Source organism: Streptomyces sp. NPDC085937 (assembly GCF_044540535.1).
In the GTDB taxonomy this organism is placed as follows: Bacteria; Actinomycetota; Actinomycetes; order Streptomycetales; family Streptomycetaceae; genus Streptomyces.
On the sequence record NZ_JBITSH010000002.1, the window covers coordinates 13802 to 34676 of the forward strand.

The window sequence follows — 20875 nt, forward strand, 5'->3', positions numbered from 1 at the left end:
GTCCGCCCCCCAACCTGGCGCCAGGTGTGCCTACTTGACGGCGCCCGCCATCACACCGGAGACGAACTGCCGCTGGAAGGCGAAGAACACGACCAGCGGGACCACCATCGAGATGAACGCGCCGGGTGCCAGCACGTCGATGTTGTTGCCGAACTGCCGTACCTGCGTCTGCAGGGCGACCGTGATCGGCTGGTTGGCCGAGTCCGTGAAGATCAGCGCGACCAGCATGTCGTTCCACACCCACAGGAACTGGAAGATGCCGAGCGCCGCGATCGCCGGCCCGGCCAGCGGCATCACGACCCGGACGAACAGCCGGAGTTCGCCGGCACCGTCCAGCCGCGCCGCCTCCAGCAGCTCCCGGGGGATCTCCGCGAAGAAGTTCCGCAGCAGGAACACCGCGAACGGCAGGCCGAAGCCGACGTGGAACAGCACCACACCGGTCAGCGACCCGAAGATGCCCAGGCCGCCGAAGAGTTCGGCGATCGGGATCAGCGCCACCTGTACCGGCACCACCAGCAGCCCCACCACGGCGAGGAACCACCAGTCGCGGCCCGGGAAGTCCATCCAGGCGAAGGCGTACCCGGCGAGCGAGCCGATCACCACCACCAGCACGGTCGCCGGGACGGTGATGTACGCCGTGTTCAGCAGCGAACCGGTGATGTCGTCGTTCTCCAGCAGGGTCCGGTAGGCGCCGAAGGTGAGCTGCGACGGCTCGGTGAACACCGTCCACCAGCCGTCGGCGGCCATGTCCTCGGGGGTGCGCAGACTGGCCAGCAGCAGCCCGAGCGTCGGCACCAGCCAGAACAGCCCGACGACGATCAGGAAGACGCGGACCGCTCCGCCGCTCGTCCACCGCGCGAGCCGGGACCCGAGGGACTGCCGCGCCTCGACGGGTACGGCGGGGGGCACGCCCGCCTTCGTGACGCTTCCGGCGTCCGCGCTCATCGCCGCACCTCCCGCCTCAGCCGCCGTACGTTGAACCACATCACCGGGATCACCAGCAGCAGCAGGAACACCGCGATGGCGCTCGCGATGCCCGGCTGGTCCTCGGAGAAGCCCTTGCGGTACAGCTCCAGGGCGAGGACGTTGGCGTCGTCCTGGGACGAGCCCGGCGCGATGATGAAGACCAGGTCGAACACCTTGAGCACGTTGATCATCAAGGTGACGGTGACCACCGCGAGGACCGGCGCCAGCAGTGGCACCGTGACCCGCCGGAACACCTGCCACTCGTTGGCGCCGTCCACCCGGGCGGCCTCCAGCAGCTCCCGGGGCATGCCCGCGAGACCGGCCGCGATCAGCACCATCGCGAACCCCGCCCACATCCAGATGTACGAGCCGATGATGGCCGGCGTGACCAGCGACGGGCCCAGCCAGTCCAGGCCGTTGTACGGCTCGGTGAAGTTGTCCGCCGGGAGCCGCAGACGCGCCCCGTCGGCCTTCGACGAGAACGAGAAGGTGCCGTCGCCGGCGGCCGTGGCCGTCTCCACCACCGAGCCGTCCTTCACGGCCTCGATCCGCATCCCGGCGTACCCCAGCTCGGCGGAGTCCACCTGGTTCAGCGTGCCGACGCCCTTGCCGCGGGTGAAGTCCTGCCAGGTGCTGCCGGTGATCCGGTCGTCCTCCGGCTTCGGCGCCGCCGCGGGCTTCGCGCCGTCCGGCATCAGGTCCGGGGCGACACCCACCAGCGGCAGCGTGACCGTGTCACCCGCGCTCACCGTGTCCTTGGTGACGAACGCGCCCCCGCCTGCCGGTTCCAGAGGCGACTCGCGGCCCGGGTGCGCCTTCGGGAACGCCGAGGACTGGGCGAAGGTGTCGTGCACCCCCACCCACACGGCGTTCGCCACGCCCTTGTCCGGGTCCTGGTCGTACACCAGGCGGAAGATGATGCCGGCCGCCAGCATGGAGATCGCCATCGGCATGAAGACGACCAGCTTGAACGCCGTTCCCCAGCGCACCCGTTCGGTGAGCACCGCGAAGACCAGGCCGAGCGCGGTCGCCACCGTCGGCGCGAACACCACCCAGATGATGTTGTTCTTCAGCGCGGTGCGGATGCCGTCGTCGGTGAACAGCGCCTGGTAGTTGTCGAATCCGGCGAAGCCGTCACCGGACTGGTCGTAGAAGCTGCGCACGACCGAGTACCCGATCGGGTAGACCACGAGCGCCCCGAGCAGCACCAGGGCCGGCAGCAGGAACAGTGCCGCCACGGCCTTGCGGGTGCCGGTGACGCTCTTGCGCGACCTGGGGGCGGCAGGGGCCGTCTTCCGGGCCCCCGCCGCCGTGTCCGTCGTCATCGCCGGATCAGTTCCCGTACGCCGCGGCCGCGTCGGCCTCCAGCCGGGCCTGGGTGCCGACCACGTCCGCCGGGTTCTTCAGGAAGTCCTGCAGCGCCTTCCACTCGCCCTTGCCGGGCGTGCCGCCGAAGGCCTGCGGGGCCTGGTCGGACATGTCGAAGCGGAAGTCGTCCCCGGCGTCGACGAGCGCCTTGGCCATCTTCTGCTGGACCTCGTTGGGGTACGCCGAGCTGGGCACGTTCCTGTTCGGCGAGAGGTAGCCGCCCAGCTTCGCCTGGACGCTCGCCGCGTCCGGAGAGGCGAGGAACGTCACCAGCGCCTGCGCCGCCTCGGAGTCCTCCAGGATCACCGCCGCGTCGCCGCCGGACACCACCGGCGGGGCGTCACCGACGGCGGGGAACGGGAACACCTTCGCGTCGGTGCCCACCTCCGCCTTGGTCTCGCCGATGTTGACCTGCACGAAGTCGCCCTCGTAGACCATGCCGGCCTTCGGCTGGTCGCCGCCGGTGAACGTCTGCGTCACGGACGCCGGGAACTCAGTCTGCAGGGCGCCGTTCGGGCCGCCCGCGAGGTAGTCCTTCTTGCCCCAGACCTGGGCGAGGGTGGTCAGGGCCTCCTTGACAGAGGGGTCCGTCCACTTGATCTCGTGCTTGGCCAGCTGGTCGTACTTCTCCGGCCCGGCCTGGGAGAGGTAGATGTTCTCGAACCAGTCGGTGAGCGTCCAGCCGTCGGCCCCGCCGACGGAGAACGGGGTGACGCCCGAGTCGTAGACCATCTGCGCGGTGTTCAGCAGCTCGTCCCAGGTCTTCGGCTCGGCCGCGCCCGCGTTCTCGAAGACCTGCGCGTTGTACCAGATCAGCGACTTGTTGGCGGCCTTGTAGTAGACGCCGTACTGCTTGCCGTCGACCTTGCCGATGTCCTGCCAGCCCTGCGAGTAGTTCTTGGTGAGCTCCTTCGTGGCCTCCGGGCCGAGCGGCTTCGCCCAGTTCTTCTCCACCGCCTGCTTGATGGCGCCCGGCTGCGGCAGCATCGCCACGTCCGGCGGGGCGCCGCCCGCGATCTTCGAGCCGAGGAAGTTGATGATCGGGTCCTGGGCGGGGACGAAGGTCACCTTGGCGCCGGTGCGCTTCTCGAACTCCGCGAGGACCTGCTTGAAGTTCTTCTGCTCCGCACCGGTCCACACGGCGGCGACCTCGAGGGTCTGGCCGTCCAGCTTGGGCAGGGTGACGGTGGTTCCGGTGTCGCCGGAGCCCTTGTCCTTGGCGTCACCGCCGCCGCCCTCGTCGTCGCCTCCGCAGGCGGTGAGGGAGACCGCCAGCACGCCCGCGGCCAGGGCCGCGGCGGCCCTGACGGTCCGTCGGGTGGGGGGAGGTGTCACGTGGTGGTCGGGCGACCTGCGTATCCGGATGATCCTGCTCGTCCTGCGCATCACTGCCCCGTTCTCGTACTCCGTCGTACTCCGCCGAACGTTCGAGCGCTGTCCCGTGCGGTCTGGTCTACGCCCGGGGCGTGGGGGTGGCAAGAGCGCGTCCCGTGTCAACTCGGCGATCGTGACCACGTCGTGACCAGGCGTCACGTGCGCGGCCGCCCTGGCTGCGGGTGGTCGGTGGCTGGGTGCGCAGTTCCCCGCGCCCCTGGGGTGTTTGCGCCATGGTCGCTGCAAGGGCCTCCGGCGCTGCGGGAGGGTGGGCGCGGCGGCACCCTGTCAGTGCCGGGTGCGGATGGTCGGGGGCTGGTCGCGCAGTTCCCCGCGCCCCTGGGGGGTGCTTCGGCCGCGGCCGCTGCAAGGGTTCCCGCTGCTGCGGGCAGGCAGGCACCTCTGGAGTGCCGGGTGCGGGTGGTTGGTGGCTGGGCGCGCAGTTCCTCGCGCCCCTGGGGGGTGCTTGCGCGGGGTCAGGTGTTCTACAGGAGCGACGGCACCCGCGGGGAGGCGACCTGGCGGGCCGCACGGTCCAGGGCGCTGGCGAGGAGCGCGAGGTCCGTGGGGCCGTTGCCGAGTTCGCGGACCTGGCGGCGGGCCGGCGGGTCGCCCATGCGGTGCCACTCCAGCGGCACGACCGTCGGCCGCAGCGTCGCCGTGCGCGGGATGCGGCCGGTCACCCGGCCACCCTGGAATGCCGTCTCCCGCCCGTCCGGACGGACCAGCCGGCCACGCCCCGGCGCGGGATCGTCCGGCCCGCGCCCGGCGACCGGCGCGTCCAGCGCCACCCGCAGCGAGGCCTGCTTCACCGGCTCGGTCTGCGCGGTCCGGGGACACGGCGCGGTGGCCGCCACCAGATGCACCCCGAGCCGTTCGCCGTCCCGGGCCACCGCCTCCAGCGCCCGCATCACCGACCCGGCGGCCGGCCGCCCCGGCGAGCCGAGCGCGGGGGAGACCAGCGCGTCGAGGTCGTCGACGACCACCACCAGCCGGGGCAGCGCGGGCGCCGCCTCCGTCTTGCGGCGGTCCGCGCCCGGCCGCAGCCGCACGGTGGCGCTGGGCGGGCTGTCCAGGTCGCCGTTCCCCTCGGCCCCGGCGACGGCACCCGCGCGGGAGGCGGCGGTGCGCTGGGCGACCATCCGGTCCGCCAGCGCGCGCCCGGTGTGCCACTCGGCGAAGTCGGAACGGCCCAGCAGCTCCGCCCGCCGCTTCAGCTCCGCGCTCAGCGACTGGGCGAACTCCCGCATCCGCACCGGGTCGTCCGCGCACAGGTGGGTGCTGACGTGCGGCACGTCGGTGCACACCCGCAGGCCCTCGCCGTGCCCGGTGCCGGTCACCGGGCCGTTCCGGCCGTCGACCAGGACGATGCCCAGCCGGTCGGGACGCTCGGCCGCGGCCAGCGAGGCGACGACCGCGCGCAGCAGCTCCGTACGGCCGCTGCCGGACGGGCCCTCGATCAGCAGATGCGGTCCGTCGGCGGCGAGGTCGGCGGTGACCGGGCCGCGCGGTCCGGCGCCCAGTATGGCGGTGGCGCGCCCGCCGAGTGCCCGGGTGTCGTCGGCCGCGTCCGCCCAGCGGGCCATCAGCGAGGCGGGGGTGGCGCGGGCCAGGCCCAGTTCGTCCAGCAGCCGCGCCGACGGGGGCAGCGGCGCCGACACGCGCGCGTGCGAACCGGTCGCGGGCCCGTCGGTGCGCAGCGGTGCCAGCGCCCGCGCGAACCGCTCCGCCCAGGCCGCGGAGACCGCGTCGACGGTGGCGAGGGTGCCGTGCCCGACCGGTCCGGGCGCCGTGCCGTCGCCCGCCCGGGCCACCCGCAGCAGCCTGAGCGCGGTCGCCACGTCCCCGCTGAGCAGGGCGACGGCCCCGCAGTTCCGGAACGCCGGCGCCACCGCGCAGGCCGCCTCGTACGTCTCCGTCACCGGGGACGCGGGCGAGGCGGCGGGCGTCTCGGCGAGACACAGCAGGTGGATCCCGGCCCGCGGCCCGTCCGCCGCCAGCCGCGCCAGGGCCGCCCGGACGTCGGCACCGCCGGGGTCGCCGTCCACGACGACCACCGTGTACGGGCCCGCGCCCGCAGGGGCGGCCGTGAGGTCGTGGTCGGCGAGACGGCGCAGCAGCTCGTCGGTGCGGGCCGCGGCCTGCTCCCGGTCGTGGGCGAGGAGCAGCCGGCAGTCCTGGCCGTGCCCCGGCCGCAGATGCGGCAGCCAGCCGAGCCAGGACCACTCGGCGGTGCGCTCCGCCGACGGGCGGGCGGGGTCCGCGGCGATCAGCACGATCTCCAGGAGGTCGGGGGAGTGCAGCGCGGCGAGCTGGGCGAGCACCGCGCGGGCCAGCCCGGCGAGGCGCTCGCGCGGGCCGGCCAGCCCCAGCGCGCCGACCTCCCGCAGACCCACGGTCACGGGGACGACGGGCAGCAGACCGGAGCCGTCCGGTGCGGGCCGGTCCGCCGTGCCGAGCCGCACCGCCAGCGCCTCCGGGTGTCCCGGTCCGCGCTCCCACAGCCGGGGGCCGGGGCCGAGCGCGGTCAGCAGCAGGGTGGCCGGGTCCGGCCAGGTCTCGGGCCGTACGGGAGCGAGGGGGGCCGGGGTGTGCTCCGGCTCCTCCTCGTACGCGTCGTAGGGGGCCGTGTCGGTCTCGCGCTCCTGCCGTCCGCCGGCGAGCCGCCGCGCCCAGGCGCCGATCCCGCCCCGCCTGCGCGCACGCGGCGGCTCGGGGACGTCGGTGCCCCGTACGGGGGTGCCCTTGCGGGTGCCGTCGAGGGCGCCGTCGTGGGGGTCGGGGCGGCCGTCGGGAGAGACGTCGGAGTGGGGGCCGACGGTGGTGCCGTCACCGTAGCGCCCGTCGCGGGTGTCGCCGGTGGTCCGGCCGGTCGGTCCCGCGGGCGGGGGGCCGGGAGGGGCGGTGGGAGCCTCGTCCCGGGCCGCGTCGTGCACGGGGCCGGCGTACAGGGGGGAGGCGTGTCCCTGGCCGGCGTGCGTCTCGTCGGCGGGGGCGGGCCGCGACACCCGCCGGCCCTTGGGCATCCGGGGCACGTCCCCGTGCGTCGCGATCCGCACGGTGCGCGCGGGCGCCGCGCCGCCACGGCGCTCGGCCTCGGGCGGCCCGCCCTGCTCCGGCACCAGCGGGACGGGGCCGGGTCCCGCGGTGGTCCGGCCGGCGGCGCGCGCGGGAGGGGCCAGGTCCGTCGAGCCGTAGGCGTGGTGGGTGCGGGCGTGCGGCCGGGATTCGCGCGCGCCGCCCGGGAGGCCGTCCGTACCGCCCCCGGCGCCCGGCGTCTCCACGGCGCCGCCCCCGGCCGCGGTCCGCCCGCCGGCGTCCGCGTCCCTCTCCGTGTCCGCAGCGCGCGGCCCCGGCACCCGTACGTGCCCCTCGCCGTCCGGCGTGGTGGCCGTCCGCGCCGACGGGCCCTCGGCCGGGGTCAGCCGCAGCGCGGACTCGCCGATGCGCAGCAGCGCGCCCGGGGTGAGCCGCACCGGGCGGGCGCCCACGGGACGGCCGTCCAGGGTCGTGCCGTTGGTGGAGCCGAGGTCGGCGACCGCGACGCGGCCGTCCGCGCCGACCGTCACCGCGCAGTGCAGCCGGGAGACGTCCGGGTCGTCGAGCGGCACGTCGGCGTCGGCCGAGCGGCCTATGCGGATCTCCCCGCCGTGCAGCAGATGCACCCCGCCCGCGTCGGGGCCGGCGACGACATGCAGCCGGGTCGGGGTGGTGTCCAGCTCCGGATGCGGCTCGGGATCGCCCGGGGCGCCCACCGCCAGCACCGCGCCGTCGATCAGCGGCGGCTCGCCCAGCGTGCAGCGCTGGGCGTCCAGGCGCTGGTCACCGGCGTGGAACACGGGCGCGCCCGACGAGCCGGAGGTGCCGTCGCCGCCGGAGACCGCCGAGGCCAGCGCGGAGGCGACCGCGGCGAGTGCCGTGCCCGCGGGCGCCGTGACCAGCACGTCGCAGCTCATGGCCCGCTCCCGGACGGGGGAGGAGGGGCCCAGCGGGTCTACGACGGTCAGCCGGATCTGCATCGCCGTCAGCGGTCCCTTCTGCGCGGGCGCCCGCGACACGGGGGACGAAGCCGCCCCGCGGTCCCCCTCCGCGGACTTCCCCCACCGCCACACGCGCACGTACGGCCAGTACTGCCCGCATCCTCGCACCTGTCACCGACAGTGCGCCCGCCCCCGGGCATCAAATGATCTTGATTGGTCGGCTCTGCCCGTAAAAATGCCTGACCAGTGACGCTCGGATGATCAGTCCGGGCCGACTTGAGATCGGTCACGTCCGGCCCGCGGCAACCAACGGACAGAGTCGGGCGTCTTTCCTGCAGACTCCGCACACAGGCGGAAACCGCGGAACCGTCGAACAGGAACGGGAGCCGGTGCGTAGGACCCAGCACAGGACGACGCAGAAGTCGGCCGGCCGGTATCCCGTGCGGCGGCACTACAGTGGGTCGGAACATTCCGCAGCAGGGTGGACCACGGTGTACGCCAGCCAGGCAAGCAGCAGGGAGCGCATGACGTGCGGCCGGTAGGGAGCAAGTACCTGCTCGAGGAGCCGCTCGGACGCGGCGCCACGGGCACCGTCTGGCGAGCGCGCCAGCGGGAGACCGCGGGCGCCGAGGCGGCCGTGCCGGGCCAGCCAGGCGAGACCGTGGCGATCAAGGTCCTCAAGGAAGAGCTGGCGGGCGACGCCGACATCGTGATGCGCTTCCTGCGGGAGCGCTCGGTCCTGCTGCGGCTGACCCACCCCAACATCGTCCGGGTCCGCGACCTGGTCGTCGAGGGTGAGCTGCTGGCCCTGGTCATGGACCTCGTCGAGGGCCCCGACCTGCACCGCTACCTGCGGGAGAACGGCCCCCTCACCCCCGTCGCCGCGGCGCTGCTGACCGCGCAGATCGCCGACGCGCTCGGCGCCAGCCACGCCGACGGCGTCGTGCACCGCGACCTGAAGCCCGCCAACGTCCTGCTGAAGCAGCAGGGCGACGAGCTGCACCCGATGCTCACCGACTTCGGCATCGCGCGCCTCGCCGACTCACCGGGCCTGACCCGCACCCAGGAGTTCGTCGGCACGCCCGCGTACATCGCGCCGGAGTCCGCCGAGGGCCGCCCGCAGACCTCCGCCGTCGACATCTACGGCGCCGGCATCCTGCTGTACGAGCTGGTCACCGGCCGTCCGCCGTTCGCCGGGGCGTCCGCCCTGGAGGTGCTGCACCAGCACCTGAGCGCCGAGCCGCGCCGCCCGTCCACCGTGCCCGACCCGCTGTGGACGGTCATCGAGCGCTGCCTGCGCAAGAACCCCGACGAGCGGCCCAGCGCGGAGAACCTGGCGCGCGGCCTGCGGGTCGTCGCCCAGGGCATCGGCGTGCACGCGAACTCGGCGCAGATCGCGGCCGCGGAGAACGTGGGCGCGCTCCTCGCCCCCGACCCCACGCCCGCCCAGGTGCCCGGCGTCCCCGGCGCCTCGGACCCCACCCAGGTGCTGCCGCAGAACCCGAACGGCGCCTACGACCCCAACGCGGCGACCAGCGTCCTGCCGCAGACCGGCCCGCCGCCCGGCGCCGCCGACCCCACGGCCGTGATGCCTCCCGTGCCGCCCGGCCCGCCCGGACAGTCCGGCGGACCCGAGGACCCGCACCCCTGGCAGAACCAGCTCCGCGCGGCCCGCGACCGCAACGAGCAGACCCAGGTCCAGTACCTCGACCCCGGCCAGGACCCGCTGCGCCGCCGCCCCCAGCGGCAGGTCGCCCGGCCCCCGCAGCAGCCGCCGCAGCGCCAGCCCGGTCCGGGGTACGGCTACCCGCAGCAGCCCCAGCCGCAGCAGTACGCCCCGCCGCCGGAGCGCCAGCGGCGCCAGCAGCCCCAGCCGCCGCAGCGGTACGCGCCGCCGCCGGAGCCGCAGCGCCCCGCGCGGGAGCCGCGCCGGCCCCGGCAGCGCGGCGCCAACCCGATGCGCGTCCCCGGCCTCGGCTGCCTCAAGGGGTGCCTGTTCACGCTGCTCATCCTGTTCGTGGCCAGCTGGCTGATCTGGGAGCTGAGCCCGCTGCAGGACTGGATCGGCGCCGGCAAGGGCTACTGGGAGCAGCTCAGCGACTGGTTCGGCTCGATCACGGGCTGGATCGAGGACCTGGGCGGGCCCTCCGACCCCACGAACTGAGCGAGCCTGCCGATTTGTCGACACCTGGGGGCCGATTTCCGGGTCTCCGGTGAAGGTCACCTGTCCGGACGCGTAGCTTTGGCGACAACACGCGTCGGTAGGAGCAGTCTTGGCACGGAGAATCGGCAGCCGGTACACCGCCCATCAGATCCTCGGGCGGGGCAGCGCCGGCACGGTGTGGCTGGGCGAGGGCCCCGAGGGGCCCGTCGCCATCAAGCTGCTGCGTGAGGATCTCTCCTCGGACCAGGAGCTCGTCGGCCGCTTCGTGCAGGAGCGGACGGCGCTGCTCGGTCTGGAGCATCCGCACGTGGTGTCCGTGCGGGACCTGGTGGTCGACGGCAACGACCTCGCGCTGGTCATGGACCTGGTACGGGGTACGGACCTGCGCACCCGGCTGGACCGGGAGCGCCGGCTGGCCCCCGAGGCCGCGGTGGCGATCGTCGCCGACGTCGCGGAAGGTCTGGCGGCGGCCCACGCGGCCGGGGTGGTGCACCGGGATGTGAAGCCGGAGAACGTGCTGCTCGACATGCAGGGCCCGCTCGGCCCCGGCGGCTCGCACCGTGCCCTGCTCACCGACTTCGGTGTGGCCAAGCTCATCGACACCCCGCGCCGCACCCGGGCCACCAAGATCATCGGCACGCCGGACTACCTCGCCCCGGAGATCGTCGAGGGTCTCCCGCCGCGCGCGTCCGTCGACATCTACGCCCTCGCCACGGTCCTGTACGAGCTGCTCGCGGGCTTCACGCCGTTCGGCGGCGGCCACCCGGGCGCCGTGCTGCGCCGCCACGTGACCGAGACGGTCGTCCCGCTGCCCGGTATCCCGGACGAGCTGTGGCAGCTGCTGGTGCAGTGCCTGGCGAAGGCCCCGGCGTCCCGGCTGCGCGCCTCCGAGCTGGCCGCCCGGCTGCGGGAGCTGCTGCCGCTGCTGGCCGGGATGCCGCCGCTGGACGTGGACGAGCCGGACACCGAGGCGGCGGAGGAGGCCGCGGAGGAGCTGTCCGGCGCCGCCCCGGTGACCGGCCGGCCGGTACGCCGCCGGGGCGCGGTCCCGCTGGTGCCGGGCGCGAAGCCCTCCGACTCCAACCGCGACACGCACACGTCGATGCGGGTGCCGGCGCCCGACGAGCTGGCCGGGGGAGCCCACGGCACGGCCCGGGCCCCCCGCGCGGCGGGCGCCCCCCGCCCCGGCTCCGCCCGCAACCGCGCGGTCACCCGCCGACGCCGCCTGGTGGTGGCGGTGGCGGCGCTGATCCTGACGGCCGCCGGAGTAGGCACCTACCTGGCCACCTCGAACGACACCACCCCCCCACCCCCCGACACCCAGACCTCGGCCCCGGCCGCCCCGTAGGCCACAGGGGCGCGGGGAACTGCGCGAACGGGGGTCCGGGGGCGGAGCCCCCGAGACGGGAGGGCGACGGGGTCACCCTCCCGCCACACGCCTCCGCCGCCATCGCCCCCTCCGTGATGACGCGGGTGAGGTGACTCCCCCCAAGGGGCGCGGGGAACTGCGCGAACGGGGTCCGGGGGCGGAGCCCCCGAAACGGGAGGACGACGGGCGGCACCCCTCCGGCGCGCCCGCGCCCGCCCCCACCCACGCGGGTGAGGTGACTCCCGGGGCGCGGGGAACCGCGCGAACGGGGCCCCGGGGCCGAGCTCCCGGGAGACGGGAGGGAGCCGGGCGCCCCCGCCCGGCATGGCCCACGGCGGGGAGCCGTTACGCTGGAGGGCGTGGCAGTCGTCGATGTATCCGAAGAGCTCAAGTCCCTCTCCTCGACCATGGAGTCGATCGAGGCCGTCCTGGACCTCGACAAGCTGAGGGCAGACATCGCCGTGCTCGAGGAGCAGGCGGCCGCGCCGTCCCTGTGGGACAACCCGGACGAGGCGCAGAAGATCACCAGCAAGCTCTCCCACCTCCAGGCGGAGGTACGGAAGGCCGAGACGCTGCGCGGCCGGATCGACGATCTCGCCGTGCTCTTCGAGATGGCCGAGGAGGAGGACGACCCGGACACCCGCGAGGAGGCCGAGTCGGAGCTCGCGTCGGTCAAGAAGGCGCTGGACGAGATGGAGGTCCGTACCCTCCTCAGCGGCGAGTACGACTCCCGCGAGGCGCTGGTCAACATCCGCGCCGAGGCCGGCGGCGTCGACGCCGCCGACTTCGCCGAGAAGCTGCAGCGCATGTACCTGCGCTGGGCCGAGCAGCACGGCTACAAGACCGAGCTGATCGAGACCTCGTACGCGGAGGAGGCCGGCATCAAGTCGACCACCTTCTCCGTGCAGTCGCCCTACGCCTACGGCACCCTCTCCGTCGAGCAGGGCACGCACCGCCTGGTGCGCATCTCGCCGTTCGACAACCAGGGCCGCCGCCAGACGTCCTTCGCGGGCGTCGAGGTGCTCCCCGTGGTCGAGCAGACCGACCACATCGAGATCGACGAGTCCGAGCTGCGCGTGGACGTGTACCGGTCCTCCGGGCCCGGCGGACAGGGCGTCAACACCACCGACTCGGCGGTGCGCCTGACCCACCTCCCCACCGGCATCGTCGTCTCCTGCCAGAACGAGCGCTCGCAGATCCAGAACAAGGCGACCGCGATGAACGTGCTCCAGGCCAAGCTGCTGGAGCGGCGCCGCCAGGAGGAGCAGGCCAAGATGGACGCCCTCAAGGGCGACGGCGGCAACTCCTGGGGCAACCAGATGCGTTCGTACGTGCTGCACCCGTACCAGATGGTCAAGGACCTGCGCACGGAGTACGAGGTCGGCAACCCGGAGGCCGTGTTCAACGGCGAGATCGACGGTTTCCTGGAGGCCGGAATTCGCTGGCGCAAGCAGCGGGAGAAGTAACCCCTCCGCCGAACACCGATTTGTCGACAAGGCAACTGCCGCTGAATGAGCGGCAGTTGCCTTGTCGTGTCGGGGATGTCCGGGATTTACATCACACTCACAGGTTCCGTGTCTCACAAAGCGCGCGGAGTCGGACATCGCGGTCGCAACGGCCTTGACGTTCTTTTGGAAAATGGGAATGGTGAAGCGTGGCATGCGCATTTCTGGGGCGCATGTGAACCGGGGGGCGTTTCACCACAGTTACCTCCGTTGATCACGGCCCCGGGCGCCGCCTCACTGACGATGAGCTACTGGGGGTAGCAACCACATGACCAAGAAGACGCGGATCCGTGTCGCACGCATCGCGGCCGGTGCCGTGATAGCGGCCGGTGCCTCGCTGACGGCGGCCGGCGCCGCCTCCGCCCTTGAGATCGGCGTGAGCGCCGAGGCGAACGACGCGGGCCTCGGCCTCAGTGCGAGCCTCGGCGACGAGGACGACCCGGAGCCGGGCGGCGACGAGACGGACCCGGGCTGCGACATCGGCACGAACCCGGACTGCCCGGGTGACGGCGAGACGCCGGGTGACGGTGGCGAGACGCCGGGCGACGGCGGGGAGACCCCCGGTGACGGCGGCGAGACCCCCGGTGACGGTGGCGAGACGCCGGGCGACGGCGGCGAGACCCCCGGTGACGGCGGCGAGACCCCGGGCGACGGCGGGGAGACGCCGGGCGGAGGCGAGGGCCCTGTCGAGGAGCCCTCGGAGACCCCCGGCGGCGGCCTCGACCCCGACGGCGGTGCCTCGCCGCAGGAGGAGGGCTCCTCCTCCCTGACCGACACCGGCGAGGAGGCCCCGGCCGCCTCGGCGCAGGGCAGCGGCAAGGAGCTCGCCGAGACCGGTGCCGCCGAGACCACCTTCCTGGTGATCGGTGCCGCCACGATGATCGCCGGCGGTATCGGCTTCCGGGTGCTCCCGCGCCTGATGACCGGCCGCGGAGGCGCCGCCGCCTGACGGTCGCGGCACGCCTACGCACCGTACGCACGACATGAGACGAGGGCCCGGAGCGCCAGTGCGCTCCGGGCCCTCGCCCGTGTCCTTGTGCCCCGGGGTCAGACGGTCTGGTGGGCGAGCAGCGCCACCGCCGCGATCAGTACCGCCAGCAGGGCGATCAGTGTCACCGGGTTCAGCCCCGAGAAGAAGTTGTCCTGTTGCAGCCGCTCGCGGTTCGCACGGCACACGGGGCACCGGCCCTCGCTCACGGGCGCGGCGCAGTTCGCGCACACCAGCCGGTCGTACGTCATGCGCTCGCCCTCCTCGCACCGGTTCCTGGGGTTCAACGCCCACCACCGCGTGAACGTTCCCCTCCCACTGTGCCAGGTTCCTGCGGAAGCCGCGCCGGGTCCCTCCCGGAGAGGATGGTTCATGAGGATTCGCGGCCGCGGTGCCGTTGGGGTGGACGCTGCCCTCACCCGGCACCGGAACAAAAGGGCGCAAGTCTTGCGCAACCCCTACCGGTGCCTGCGCACGCCTCCCCGGGTCGCGTAAGGTCACGCTCATCTACCCCCGGCTACCCGTGGTGCATCCGTGATCCGATTCGACAACGTGTCCAAGGTCTACCCCAAGCAGACCCGCCCTGCCCTCCGGGACGTCTCCCTGGAGGTCGAGAAGGGCGAGTTCGTGTTCCTCGTCGGGTCCTCCGGCTCCGGTAAGTCCACCTTCCTGCGGCTCGTCCTCCGCGAGGAGCGCGCCAGCCACGGTCAGGTGCACGTCCTCGGCAAGGATCTCGCCCGCGTATCCAACTGGAAGGTGCCGCAGATCCGGCGCCAGCTGGGGACCGTGTTCCAGGACTTCCGCCTGCTGCCGAACAAGACGGTCGCGGAGAACGTCGCCTTCGCGCAGGAGGTCATCGGCAAGTCGCGCGGTGAGATCCGCAAGTCCGTGCCGCAGGTGCTCGACCTCGTCGGGCTCGGCGGCAAGGAGGACCGCATGCCGGGCGAGCTCTCCGGCGGTGAGCAGCAGCGCGTCGCCATCGCGCGGGCCTTCGTCAACCGGCCCAAGCTGCTCATCTGCGACGAGCCCACCGGCAACCTCGACCCGCAGACCTCCGTCGGCATCATGAAGCTGCTCGACCGGATCAACCGGACGGGCACCACCGTGGTGATGGCGACGCACGACCAGAACATCGTGGACCAGATGCGCAAGCGCGTCATCGAGCTGGAGAAGGGCCGCCTCGTACGCGACCAGGCACGCGGCGTCTACGGCTACCAGCACTGACGCTCCACGGAAAGGCTTGATCAGACGCCATGCGCGCCCAGTTCGTCCTGTCGGAGATCGGCGTCGGTCTCCGCCGCAACCTGACGATGACCTTCGCCGTCGTCGTCTCCGTCGCCCTGTCGCTCGCCCTGTTCGGTGGTTCACTCCTGATGAACGACCAGGTGAACACCATGAAGGGCTACTGGTACGACAAGGTCAACGTCTCCATCTTCCTCTGCAACAAGAGCGACGCCGAGTCCGACCCCAACTGCGCCAAGGGCGCGGTGACCGACGACCAGAAGACCCAGATCAAGACCGACCTGGAGAAGATGTCGGTCGTCGACACGGTGTCGTACGAGTCCCAGGACGAGGCGTACAAGCACTACAAGGAGCAGTTCGGCGACTCGCCGCTGGCCAGCTCCCTCACGCCCGACCAGATGCAGGAGTCCTACCGCATCAAGCTGAAGGACCCGGAGAAGTACCAGGTCATCGCGACCGCCTTCGACGGGCGGGACGGCGTGCAGTCGGTGCAGGACCAGAAGGGGCTGCTGGACAACCTCTTCGGGCTGCTGGAGGGCATGAACATCGCCGCGCTCGCGATGATGGCGCTGATGCTGGTCGTCGCCCTGATGCTGATCGTGAACACGGTCCGGGTGTCCGCGTTCAGCCGCCGGCGCGAGACCGGGATCATGCGTCTGGTGGGCGCCTCCGGCTTCTACATCCAGGCGCCGTTCATCATGGAGGCCGCGGTCGCCGGCCTCATCGGCGGCACCCTGGCGTGCTCCTTCCTGCTGCTGGGCCGGTACTTCATCATCGACCACGGACTGGCGCTGTCGGAGAAGCTGAGCCTGATCAACTTCATCGGCTGGGACGCCGTCCTGACGAAGCTTCCGCTCATCCTCGCGACGAGTCTGCTGATGCCGGCGTTGGCCGCGTTCTTCGCGCTGCGCAAGTATCTGAAGGTGTGACTCTTGCCAACTGGGGCGCGCGGCCAACCGGCCGTGCGCCCCTTCGCGTTGTCCTAGACTCACCGGCATGTCAGGTCGTGACCCGTTCTGTCGGCACCGCAGCGTCCGCCGCGGCGCCGCCCTGACCTTGGTGTTCGCGAGCGTCCTCGTCGCCGGCGCGGCCACGGGCAGTCTCCCCGGCACCGACCGCCGGGACGCGGCGGACGGCGCCGCGCAGGCCACGCCCGTCGGTCACCACGCCGAGGTCGCCCGGGCGGCCGAGGAGGCCGCCGCCCACGGGGCGTCCCCCCTGGAGGCCGCGGAGCGCGCCGTCAGCCGCAGCGGGGACCGCTGGGCCGCCGTCTACTCCCCGGACGAGTACGAGGAGTTCGAGGACACCCTCGACGGCGCCTACACCGGTGTCGGCCTGTGGGCCCGCGAACGGGGCGGACGGATCGAGGTCACCCGGGTCGGCAGCGGCACGCCCGCCGCCGGGGCGGGCATCCGCCCGGGCGACCGGCTGCGCAGCGTCGACGGCCAGAAGGTCGACGGCCGGCCCGTCACGGAGGTCGTCTCCTTACTGCGCGGCGACACCACCGGGGAGAGCACCGGCACCACCGTCCGGCTCGGCCTGGAGCGTGGCACGCGCGCGTGGAGCGAGACCCTGCGGCGCGCCCGGGTCTCCCGGGACACGGTCACCGTCCGCTCCCTCGCCTCCCGGATCAGGGTCATCGAGGTCGGCGCCTTCACCAGGGGCTCCGGGGAACGGGTCCGTTCCGCCGTGCGCGAGGCCCCCGCGGGCGCCGGCATCGTCCTGGACCTGCGGGGCAACCCCGGCGGCCTGGTCACCGAGGCGGTCACGGCCGCCTCCGCCTTCCTCGACGGCGGCCTGGTCGCCACCTACGACGTCGACGGCGAGCAGCGCGCCCTGCACGCCGAGCCCGGCGGCGACACCACCCGACCCCTGGTCGCGCTGGTCGACGGGGGGACGATGAGCGCGGCCGAGCTCCTCACCGGAGCCCTGCAGGACCGCGGCCGGGCGGTCGTGGTCGGCTCCCGCACCTTCGGCAAGGGCTCGGTGCAGATGCCGACCCCGCTGCCCGACGGCTCCGTCGCGGAACTGACCGTCGGCCACTACCGCACCCCCTCCGGCCGGGGCGTCGACGGCGAGGGCCTCACCCCCGACCTGGAGGCCGGGGATGGGGCGCTTCAGCGGGCCGAGACGGTGCTCGGCGGACTCGGGCAGTAGCCCGGCGGCGATAATCGGCTTCCCCCGGGGCCCCTCCGTAGTGCGAAAATGGGCGGCACTATGGCTAAGGAAAAAGGGCGCAAGCTGATCGCGCAGAACAAGAAGGCGCGGCACGACTACCTCATCATCGACACCTACGAGGCGGGCCTGGTCCTCACCGGCACCGAGGTGAAGTCCCTGCGCCAGGGCCGGGCGTCGCTGGTGGACGGCTTCGTCCAGCTGGACGGCAACGAGGCGTGGCTGCACAACGTGCACGTGCCGGAGTACAGCCAGGGCACCTGGACCAACCACACCGCGCGGCGCAAGCGCAAGCTGCTGCTGCACCGCGAGGAGATCGACAAGCTGGAGGCCAAGTCCCAGGAGACGGGCCACACCATCGTGCCGCTCGCCCTGTACTTCAAGGACGGCCGGGCGAAGGTCGAGATCGCGCTCGCCAAGGGCAAGAAGGAGTACGACAAGCGGCAGACGCTGCGTGAGAAGCAGGACCGCCGCGAGACCGAGCGGGCCATCTCCGCGGTCCGCCGCAAGCAGCGGGCCTGAGGGCCGGCGGCGGCGCGGGAATAGGCTGGCATCGACCCGCGTTGGTCACGTACGATGGCACTGCACCTCACAGCGGGTGCGCGCCCCCTCCTCCCGGAGGGTTTGAAAAAACAACATGGGGATGATCGGTTTCGACAGCGGCTGTCGAAGCAGGGGAAGCGTGTCGAGGAAGCGGCCATGATCTCGTAAACCACAGGCCGAAAAAAATAATCGCCAATTCCAAGCGATCCATCTCCCAGGGCGAGCTCGCCCTCGCTGCCTGATCTTCAGGTAGCGAGCAGCGGCTCCCCCACTTAAGGGAGTGTCAGCCCGGGGGTGTTCCCGACCCGGATCCTGGCATCAGCTAGGGAACTAAACCTTGATCCCGGTCACGGGGTGAAGAGGGAAATCACACAGTGACTGGGCCCGTCGGAGACTTGTCGGCGTGATCTCCGGGGCCGAGAAAAGCACAGCCGACTGCACACGGAGAAGCCCTGGTTCCGCACCGTTGGACGCGGGTTCGATTCCCGCCATCTCCACTTACCCCATGTGGGCACGGGCCCCGTCGCGGCAAGCGACGGGGCCTTTGTCATGCGCCCACATGAGCGCACCCCGGGGATGTGGGGTCCGCGCCCATATCGAAGGGTGGTTCACGCTTCTACCTTCGCTCTCCATGACACAGACCAGAGCCGCACTGCGCCCCACCGTGCTGACGGCCCTCCTGGCCGCCCTCCTCTCCGTCCTGCTCGCCCCCGCGCCCGCCTCCGCCGCCTCCCTCCAGGAGGTCACCGGCTTCGGCAGCAACCCGGGCGCCCTGAAGATGTACCGCTACATCCCCGACGGGCTGCCCGCCGGCCGCCCCGTGGTCGTCGCCCTGCACGGCTGCACCCAGAACGCCGCCGGGTACGCCTCCGGAACCGGCTGGACGGCGCTCGCCGACCGCTGGGGCTTCTCCGTCGTCCTGCCGCAGCAGCAGAGCGGCAACAACCTCACCCAGTGCTTCAACTGGTTCGAGCCCGCCGACATCCGGCGCGGGCAGGGCGAGGCCGCCTCGGTGGCCCAGATGGTCGACCGGCAGCTCGCCGACGTCTCCGGCGACCCGTCCCGCGTCTACGTCACCGGCCTGTCCGCCGGCGGCGGGATGACCGCCGTGATGATGGCCGCCTACCCGGAGAAGTTCGCCGCGGGCGGGATCGTCGCCGGGCTGCCGTACGGCTGCGCGCAGGCCGCCGGGTCGCCCTACGTGTGCATGTACGTCGGGGCCACGCAGACCCCGGCGCAGTGGGGCGACCGGGTGCGGGCCGCGCGGCCCGGGTACACCGGCCCCTGGCCCGCCCTCACGGTGTTCCACGGCACGGCCGACTACACGGTGAGGCCGGCCAACATGACCGGTCTGGTGGACCAGTGGACCGACGTGCAGGGCGCCGACCGCACCCCGGACGTCAGCGACACCGTCGCCGGGCACCCGCACCGCGTCTACCGCGGCCCCGGCGGGAACGCGGTCGTGGAGACGTACGGCCTCACCGGCATGGGACACGGCCAGCCGGTCGACCCCGGGAGCGGGGAGACGCAGTGCGGGGCGGCCGGGGCGTACTTCCTGGACGTGAACCTGTGCGCCGCCCACCGGCTGGGGAAGGCCTGGGGCCTGGGCTGACCGCGCTCCCGGCGCCCTGCTCGCCCGCTCCGCCGGCCGGGGCGGCAGCAGGGTGGTGCCGCCCGGTACGGCTCCCGAGAGCCCTCCGTACCAGCAGCCGCACCGCGCGGGTGCCCGGCTCAGCCGCCGTCCCGGTCACCGAGGTGACCGGGACGCGGGCCGTCGCGACCTGTGGCCGTCAACGGGAATCGCCGAACGGATTCGTCAACGGGAGGAGCGGCGTTCGCCGGCGCGGTTCGACGCGCCGAAGGAACGCAGCGCTCCGGCGGCCAGGAAGGCGGTCAGCGCCGCCGCCGCGGGCACGACGTAGCCGGTGGTGGCCGAGACGTGCTCGACGACCCAGCCGCCCGCCGCGCTGCCGCCGGCGATCCCGCCGAGCAGCCCGGTGACCGCGAGCGTCATGCCCTCGTTCAGCCGCCCCTCGGGGGTGTGCTCCTGCACCAGCGTCATGGTGGTCACCATCGTCGGGGCGGTGGCCATCCCCGCGACCAGCAGCGCCCCCGCCAGGACCAGCAGCGAGCCGGTGAGGCCGGCGGCGAGCGGCGGGAGGGTCATCAGCGCGGCCATCGCGGCCAGGCACCACACCAGCCGGGACCGCGCGGGCCCGGCGGGGCGGACCGCCCCGTACAGCAGGCCCGCCGCGCAGGAGCCGGCCGCCTGGAGCGCGAGCACCGCGCCGGCCGCCGTGCGGTGCCCCTGCCCGTCCGCGAACGCGATCGTCACCACCTCCATGGAGCCGAACACCGCGCCGGTCGCCAGGCAGATCAGCAGCAGGGGGCGTATGCCGGGGGCCCGCAGGGGTGCCCGGCCCGCGGTACGCCGGACGGCCGGCGGCTCCGTCGAGCGCTGCGCGGTGAACAGCGCGACGCCCGTCAGCAGCAGCACCGCGCCCACCAGCGTCCCCGCCTCCGGGAAGAAGGTCCCGCACAGCACGGCCGCGAGCACCGGGCCGAGCATGAAGCACAGTTCGTCAGCGGCCTGTTCGAAGGAGTTCGCGGTGTGCAGTTCCTCGGGCCTGCCCTTCAGCAGGTGCGCCCAGCGGGCCCGGGACATGCCCCCGGTGTTCGGTGTGGTGGCGGTCGCGGCGTAGGAGGCGAACAGCGTCCAGTCGGGGGCGTCCCGGCGTACGCAGAGCACCAGCGCGAGCGAGCCCAGTACGGCGAACAGCGTGGCCGGCAGGGCCACCCGGGCCTGCCCGTACCGGTCCACCAGGCGCGCGGTCCAGGGGGCGACCACCGCCGTGGCCGCGAGGCCGGTCGCGGTGACGGCGCCGGCCAGGGCGTAGGACCCGCGGCTTCCGGCGATCATCACGATGGCGCTGACGCCGAACATGCCCATGGGCAGCCGGGCGATCAGGTTGCCGGCGGTGAAGGCGCGGGTGCCGGGCAGGGCGAACAGCCGGCGGTACGGGCCGGGCTCGCGCCGGGCGTGCGGGGCGAAGTCGACGGCGACGAGGGTGTCGGCGGTGACGGTGAACAGGCGGGTGTCCCGCGAGGTCGGCTGGGGCATGGCTCCACCGTCGTGCCCGGCACTCCGCCCGGTCCAACACCTTCTCGGTGCCGATTCACGCACCTGTGTTGTAGGTTCAC

General features: G+C 73.2%; 15 protein-coding genes and 1 other RNA gene. 10 read left to right on the plus strand and 6 right to left on the minus strand.

The annotated features are described in order from the left end of the window. Positions 1-30: 30 nt before the first annotated feature. The 4 genes from ACIF8S_RS03590 to ACIF8S_RS03605 form a co-directional block, all read right to left on the minus strand. Positions 31-945 (minus strand): carbohydrate ABC transporter permease, encoded by a 915-nt coding sequence (locus ACIF8S_RS03590; RefSeq protein ID WP_399997087.1) that lies wholly within the window; start codon positions 943-945, stop codon positions 31-33. Continuing rightward, positions 942-2291 carry a carbohydrate ABC transporter permease gene (locus tag ACIF8S_RS03595; RefSeq protein WP_399997088.1) on the minus strand — a complete coding sequence of 450 codons (1350 nt, stop codon included), beginning with the start codon at positions 2289-2291 and terminating at the stop codon, positions 942-944. The genes ACIF8S_RS03590 and ACIF8S_RS03595 overlap by 4 nt, the downstream gene beginning before the upstream one ends. 7 nt (positions 2292-2298) lie before the next feature. After that, positions 2299-3720: an ABC transporter substrate-binding protein gene (locus ACIF8S_RS03600; protein ID WP_399997089.1), complete on the minus strand. Its 1422-nt coding sequence runs from the start codon at positions 3718-3720 to the stop codon at positions 2299-2301. Positions 3721-4193: 473 nt separating this feature from the next. Further along, entirely contained in the window at positions 4194-7727 is a 3534-nt protein-coding gene (locus ACIF8S_RS03605) for an FHA domain-containing protein (protein WP_399997090.1), read from the minus strand. Between the two features lie 490 nt (positions 7728-8217). Here ACIF8S_RS03605 and ACIF8S_RS03610 point away from each other — a divergent pair, with 490 nt between their 5' ends. The 4 genes from ACIF8S_RS03610 to ACIF8S_RS03625 all read left to right on the plus strand — a co-directional run bounded on the left by ACIF8S_RS03610 (position 8218) and on the right by ACIF8S_RS03625 (position 13675). Continuing rightward, the gene (locus ACIF8S_RS03610; RefSeq protein ID WP_399997091.1) at positions 8218-9852 is read left to right on the plus strand and encodes a serine/threonine-protein kinase; all 1635 of its coding nucleotides are present in this window, start codon (positions 8218-8220) and stop codon (positions 9850-9852) included. Between the two features lie 109 nt (positions 9853-9961). Continuing rightward, positions 9962-11200 carry a serine/threonine-protein kinase gene (locus ACIF8S_RS03615; protein WP_399997093.1) on the plus strand — a complete coding sequence of 413 codons (1239 nt, stop codon included), beginning with the start codon at positions 9962-9964 and terminating at the stop codon, positions 11198-11200. A 380-nt stretch (positions 11201-11580) separates the two neighbouring features. Then, a complete protein-coding gene (gene prfB, locus ACIF8S_RS03620) occupies positions 11581-12687 on the plus strand; it encodes a peptide chain release factor 2 (protein WP_399997094.1) in 1107 nt (368 codons plus the stop codon). 307 nt (positions 12688-12994) lie between these two features. After that, complete coding sequence (locus ACIF8S_RS03625; RefSeq protein ID WP_399997095.1) at positions 12995-13675, plus strand: LPXTG cell wall anchor domain-containing protein; 681 nt, start codon at positions 12995-12997, stop codon at positions 13673-13675. 98 nt (positions 13676-13773) lie between these two features. On the opposite strand, the gene ACIF8S_RS03630 is transcribed toward ACIF8S_RS03625, so the two are convergent. Next, complete coding sequence (locus ACIF8S_RS03630) at positions 13774-13965, minus strand: hypothetical protein (protein ID WP_349792364.1); 192 nt, start codon at positions 13963-13965, stop codon at positions 13774-13776. A gap of 283 nt (positions 13966-14248) precedes the next feature. Between ACIF8S_RS03630 and ftsE the strand changes: the two genes are divergently transcribed. The 6 genes from ftsE to ACIF8S_RS03660 all read left to right on the plus strand — a co-directional run bounded on the left by ftsE (position 14249) and on the right by ACIF8S_RS03660 (position 19286). Continuing rightward, the gene (ftsE, locus tag ACIF8S_RS03635) at positions 14249-14938 is read left to right on the plus strand and encodes a cell division ATP-binding protein FtsE (protein ID WP_006132401.1); all 690 of its coding nucleotides are present in this window, start codon (positions 14249-14251) and stop codon (positions 14936-14938) included. Positions 14939-14967: 29 nt separating this feature from the next. Next, on the plus strand, positions 14968-15885 hold the full coding sequence (gene ftsX, locus ACIF8S_RS03640; RefSeq protein ID WP_024885333.1) for a permease-like cell division protein FtsX: 918 nt from the start codon (positions 14968-14970) through the stop codon (positions 15883-15885). A 67-nt stretch (positions 15886-15952) separates the two neighbouring features. Then, on the plus strand, positions 15953-17113 hold the full coding sequence (locus tag ACIF8S_RS03645) for a S41 family peptidase (protein ID WP_399997097.1): 1161 nt from the start codon (positions 15953-15955) through the stop codon (positions 17111-17113). A gap of 60 nt (positions 17114-17173) precedes the next feature. Beyond that, positions 17174-17653, plus strand: a complete 480-nt coding sequence (smpB, locus tag ACIF8S_RS03650; RefSeq protein ID WP_024885335.1) for an SsrA-binding protein SmpB — start codon at positions 17174-17176, stop codon at positions 17651-17653. A 117-nt stretch (positions 17654-17770) separates the two neighbouring features. Next, positions 17771-18174, plus strand: a transfer-messenger RNA (tmRNA) gene (gene ssrA, locus ACIF8S_RS03655). A gap of 131 nt (positions 18175-18305) precedes the next feature. Further along, positions 18306-19286 (plus strand): alpha/beta hydrolase family esterase, encoded by a 981-nt coding sequence (locus ACIF8S_RS03660; protein WP_399997099.1) that lies wholly within the window; start codon positions 18306-18308, stop codon positions 19284-19286. Positions 19287-19490: 204 nt separating this feature from the next. Here ACIF8S_RS03660 and ACIF8S_RS03665 read toward each other — a convergent pair whose 3' ends face one another. After that, on the minus strand, positions 19491-20795 hold the full coding sequence (locus ACIF8S_RS03665) for an MFS transporter (RefSeq protein WP_399997100.1): 1305 nt from the start codon (positions 20793-20795) through the stop codon (positions 19491-19493). Positions 20796-20875 lie beyond the last annotated feature (80 nt).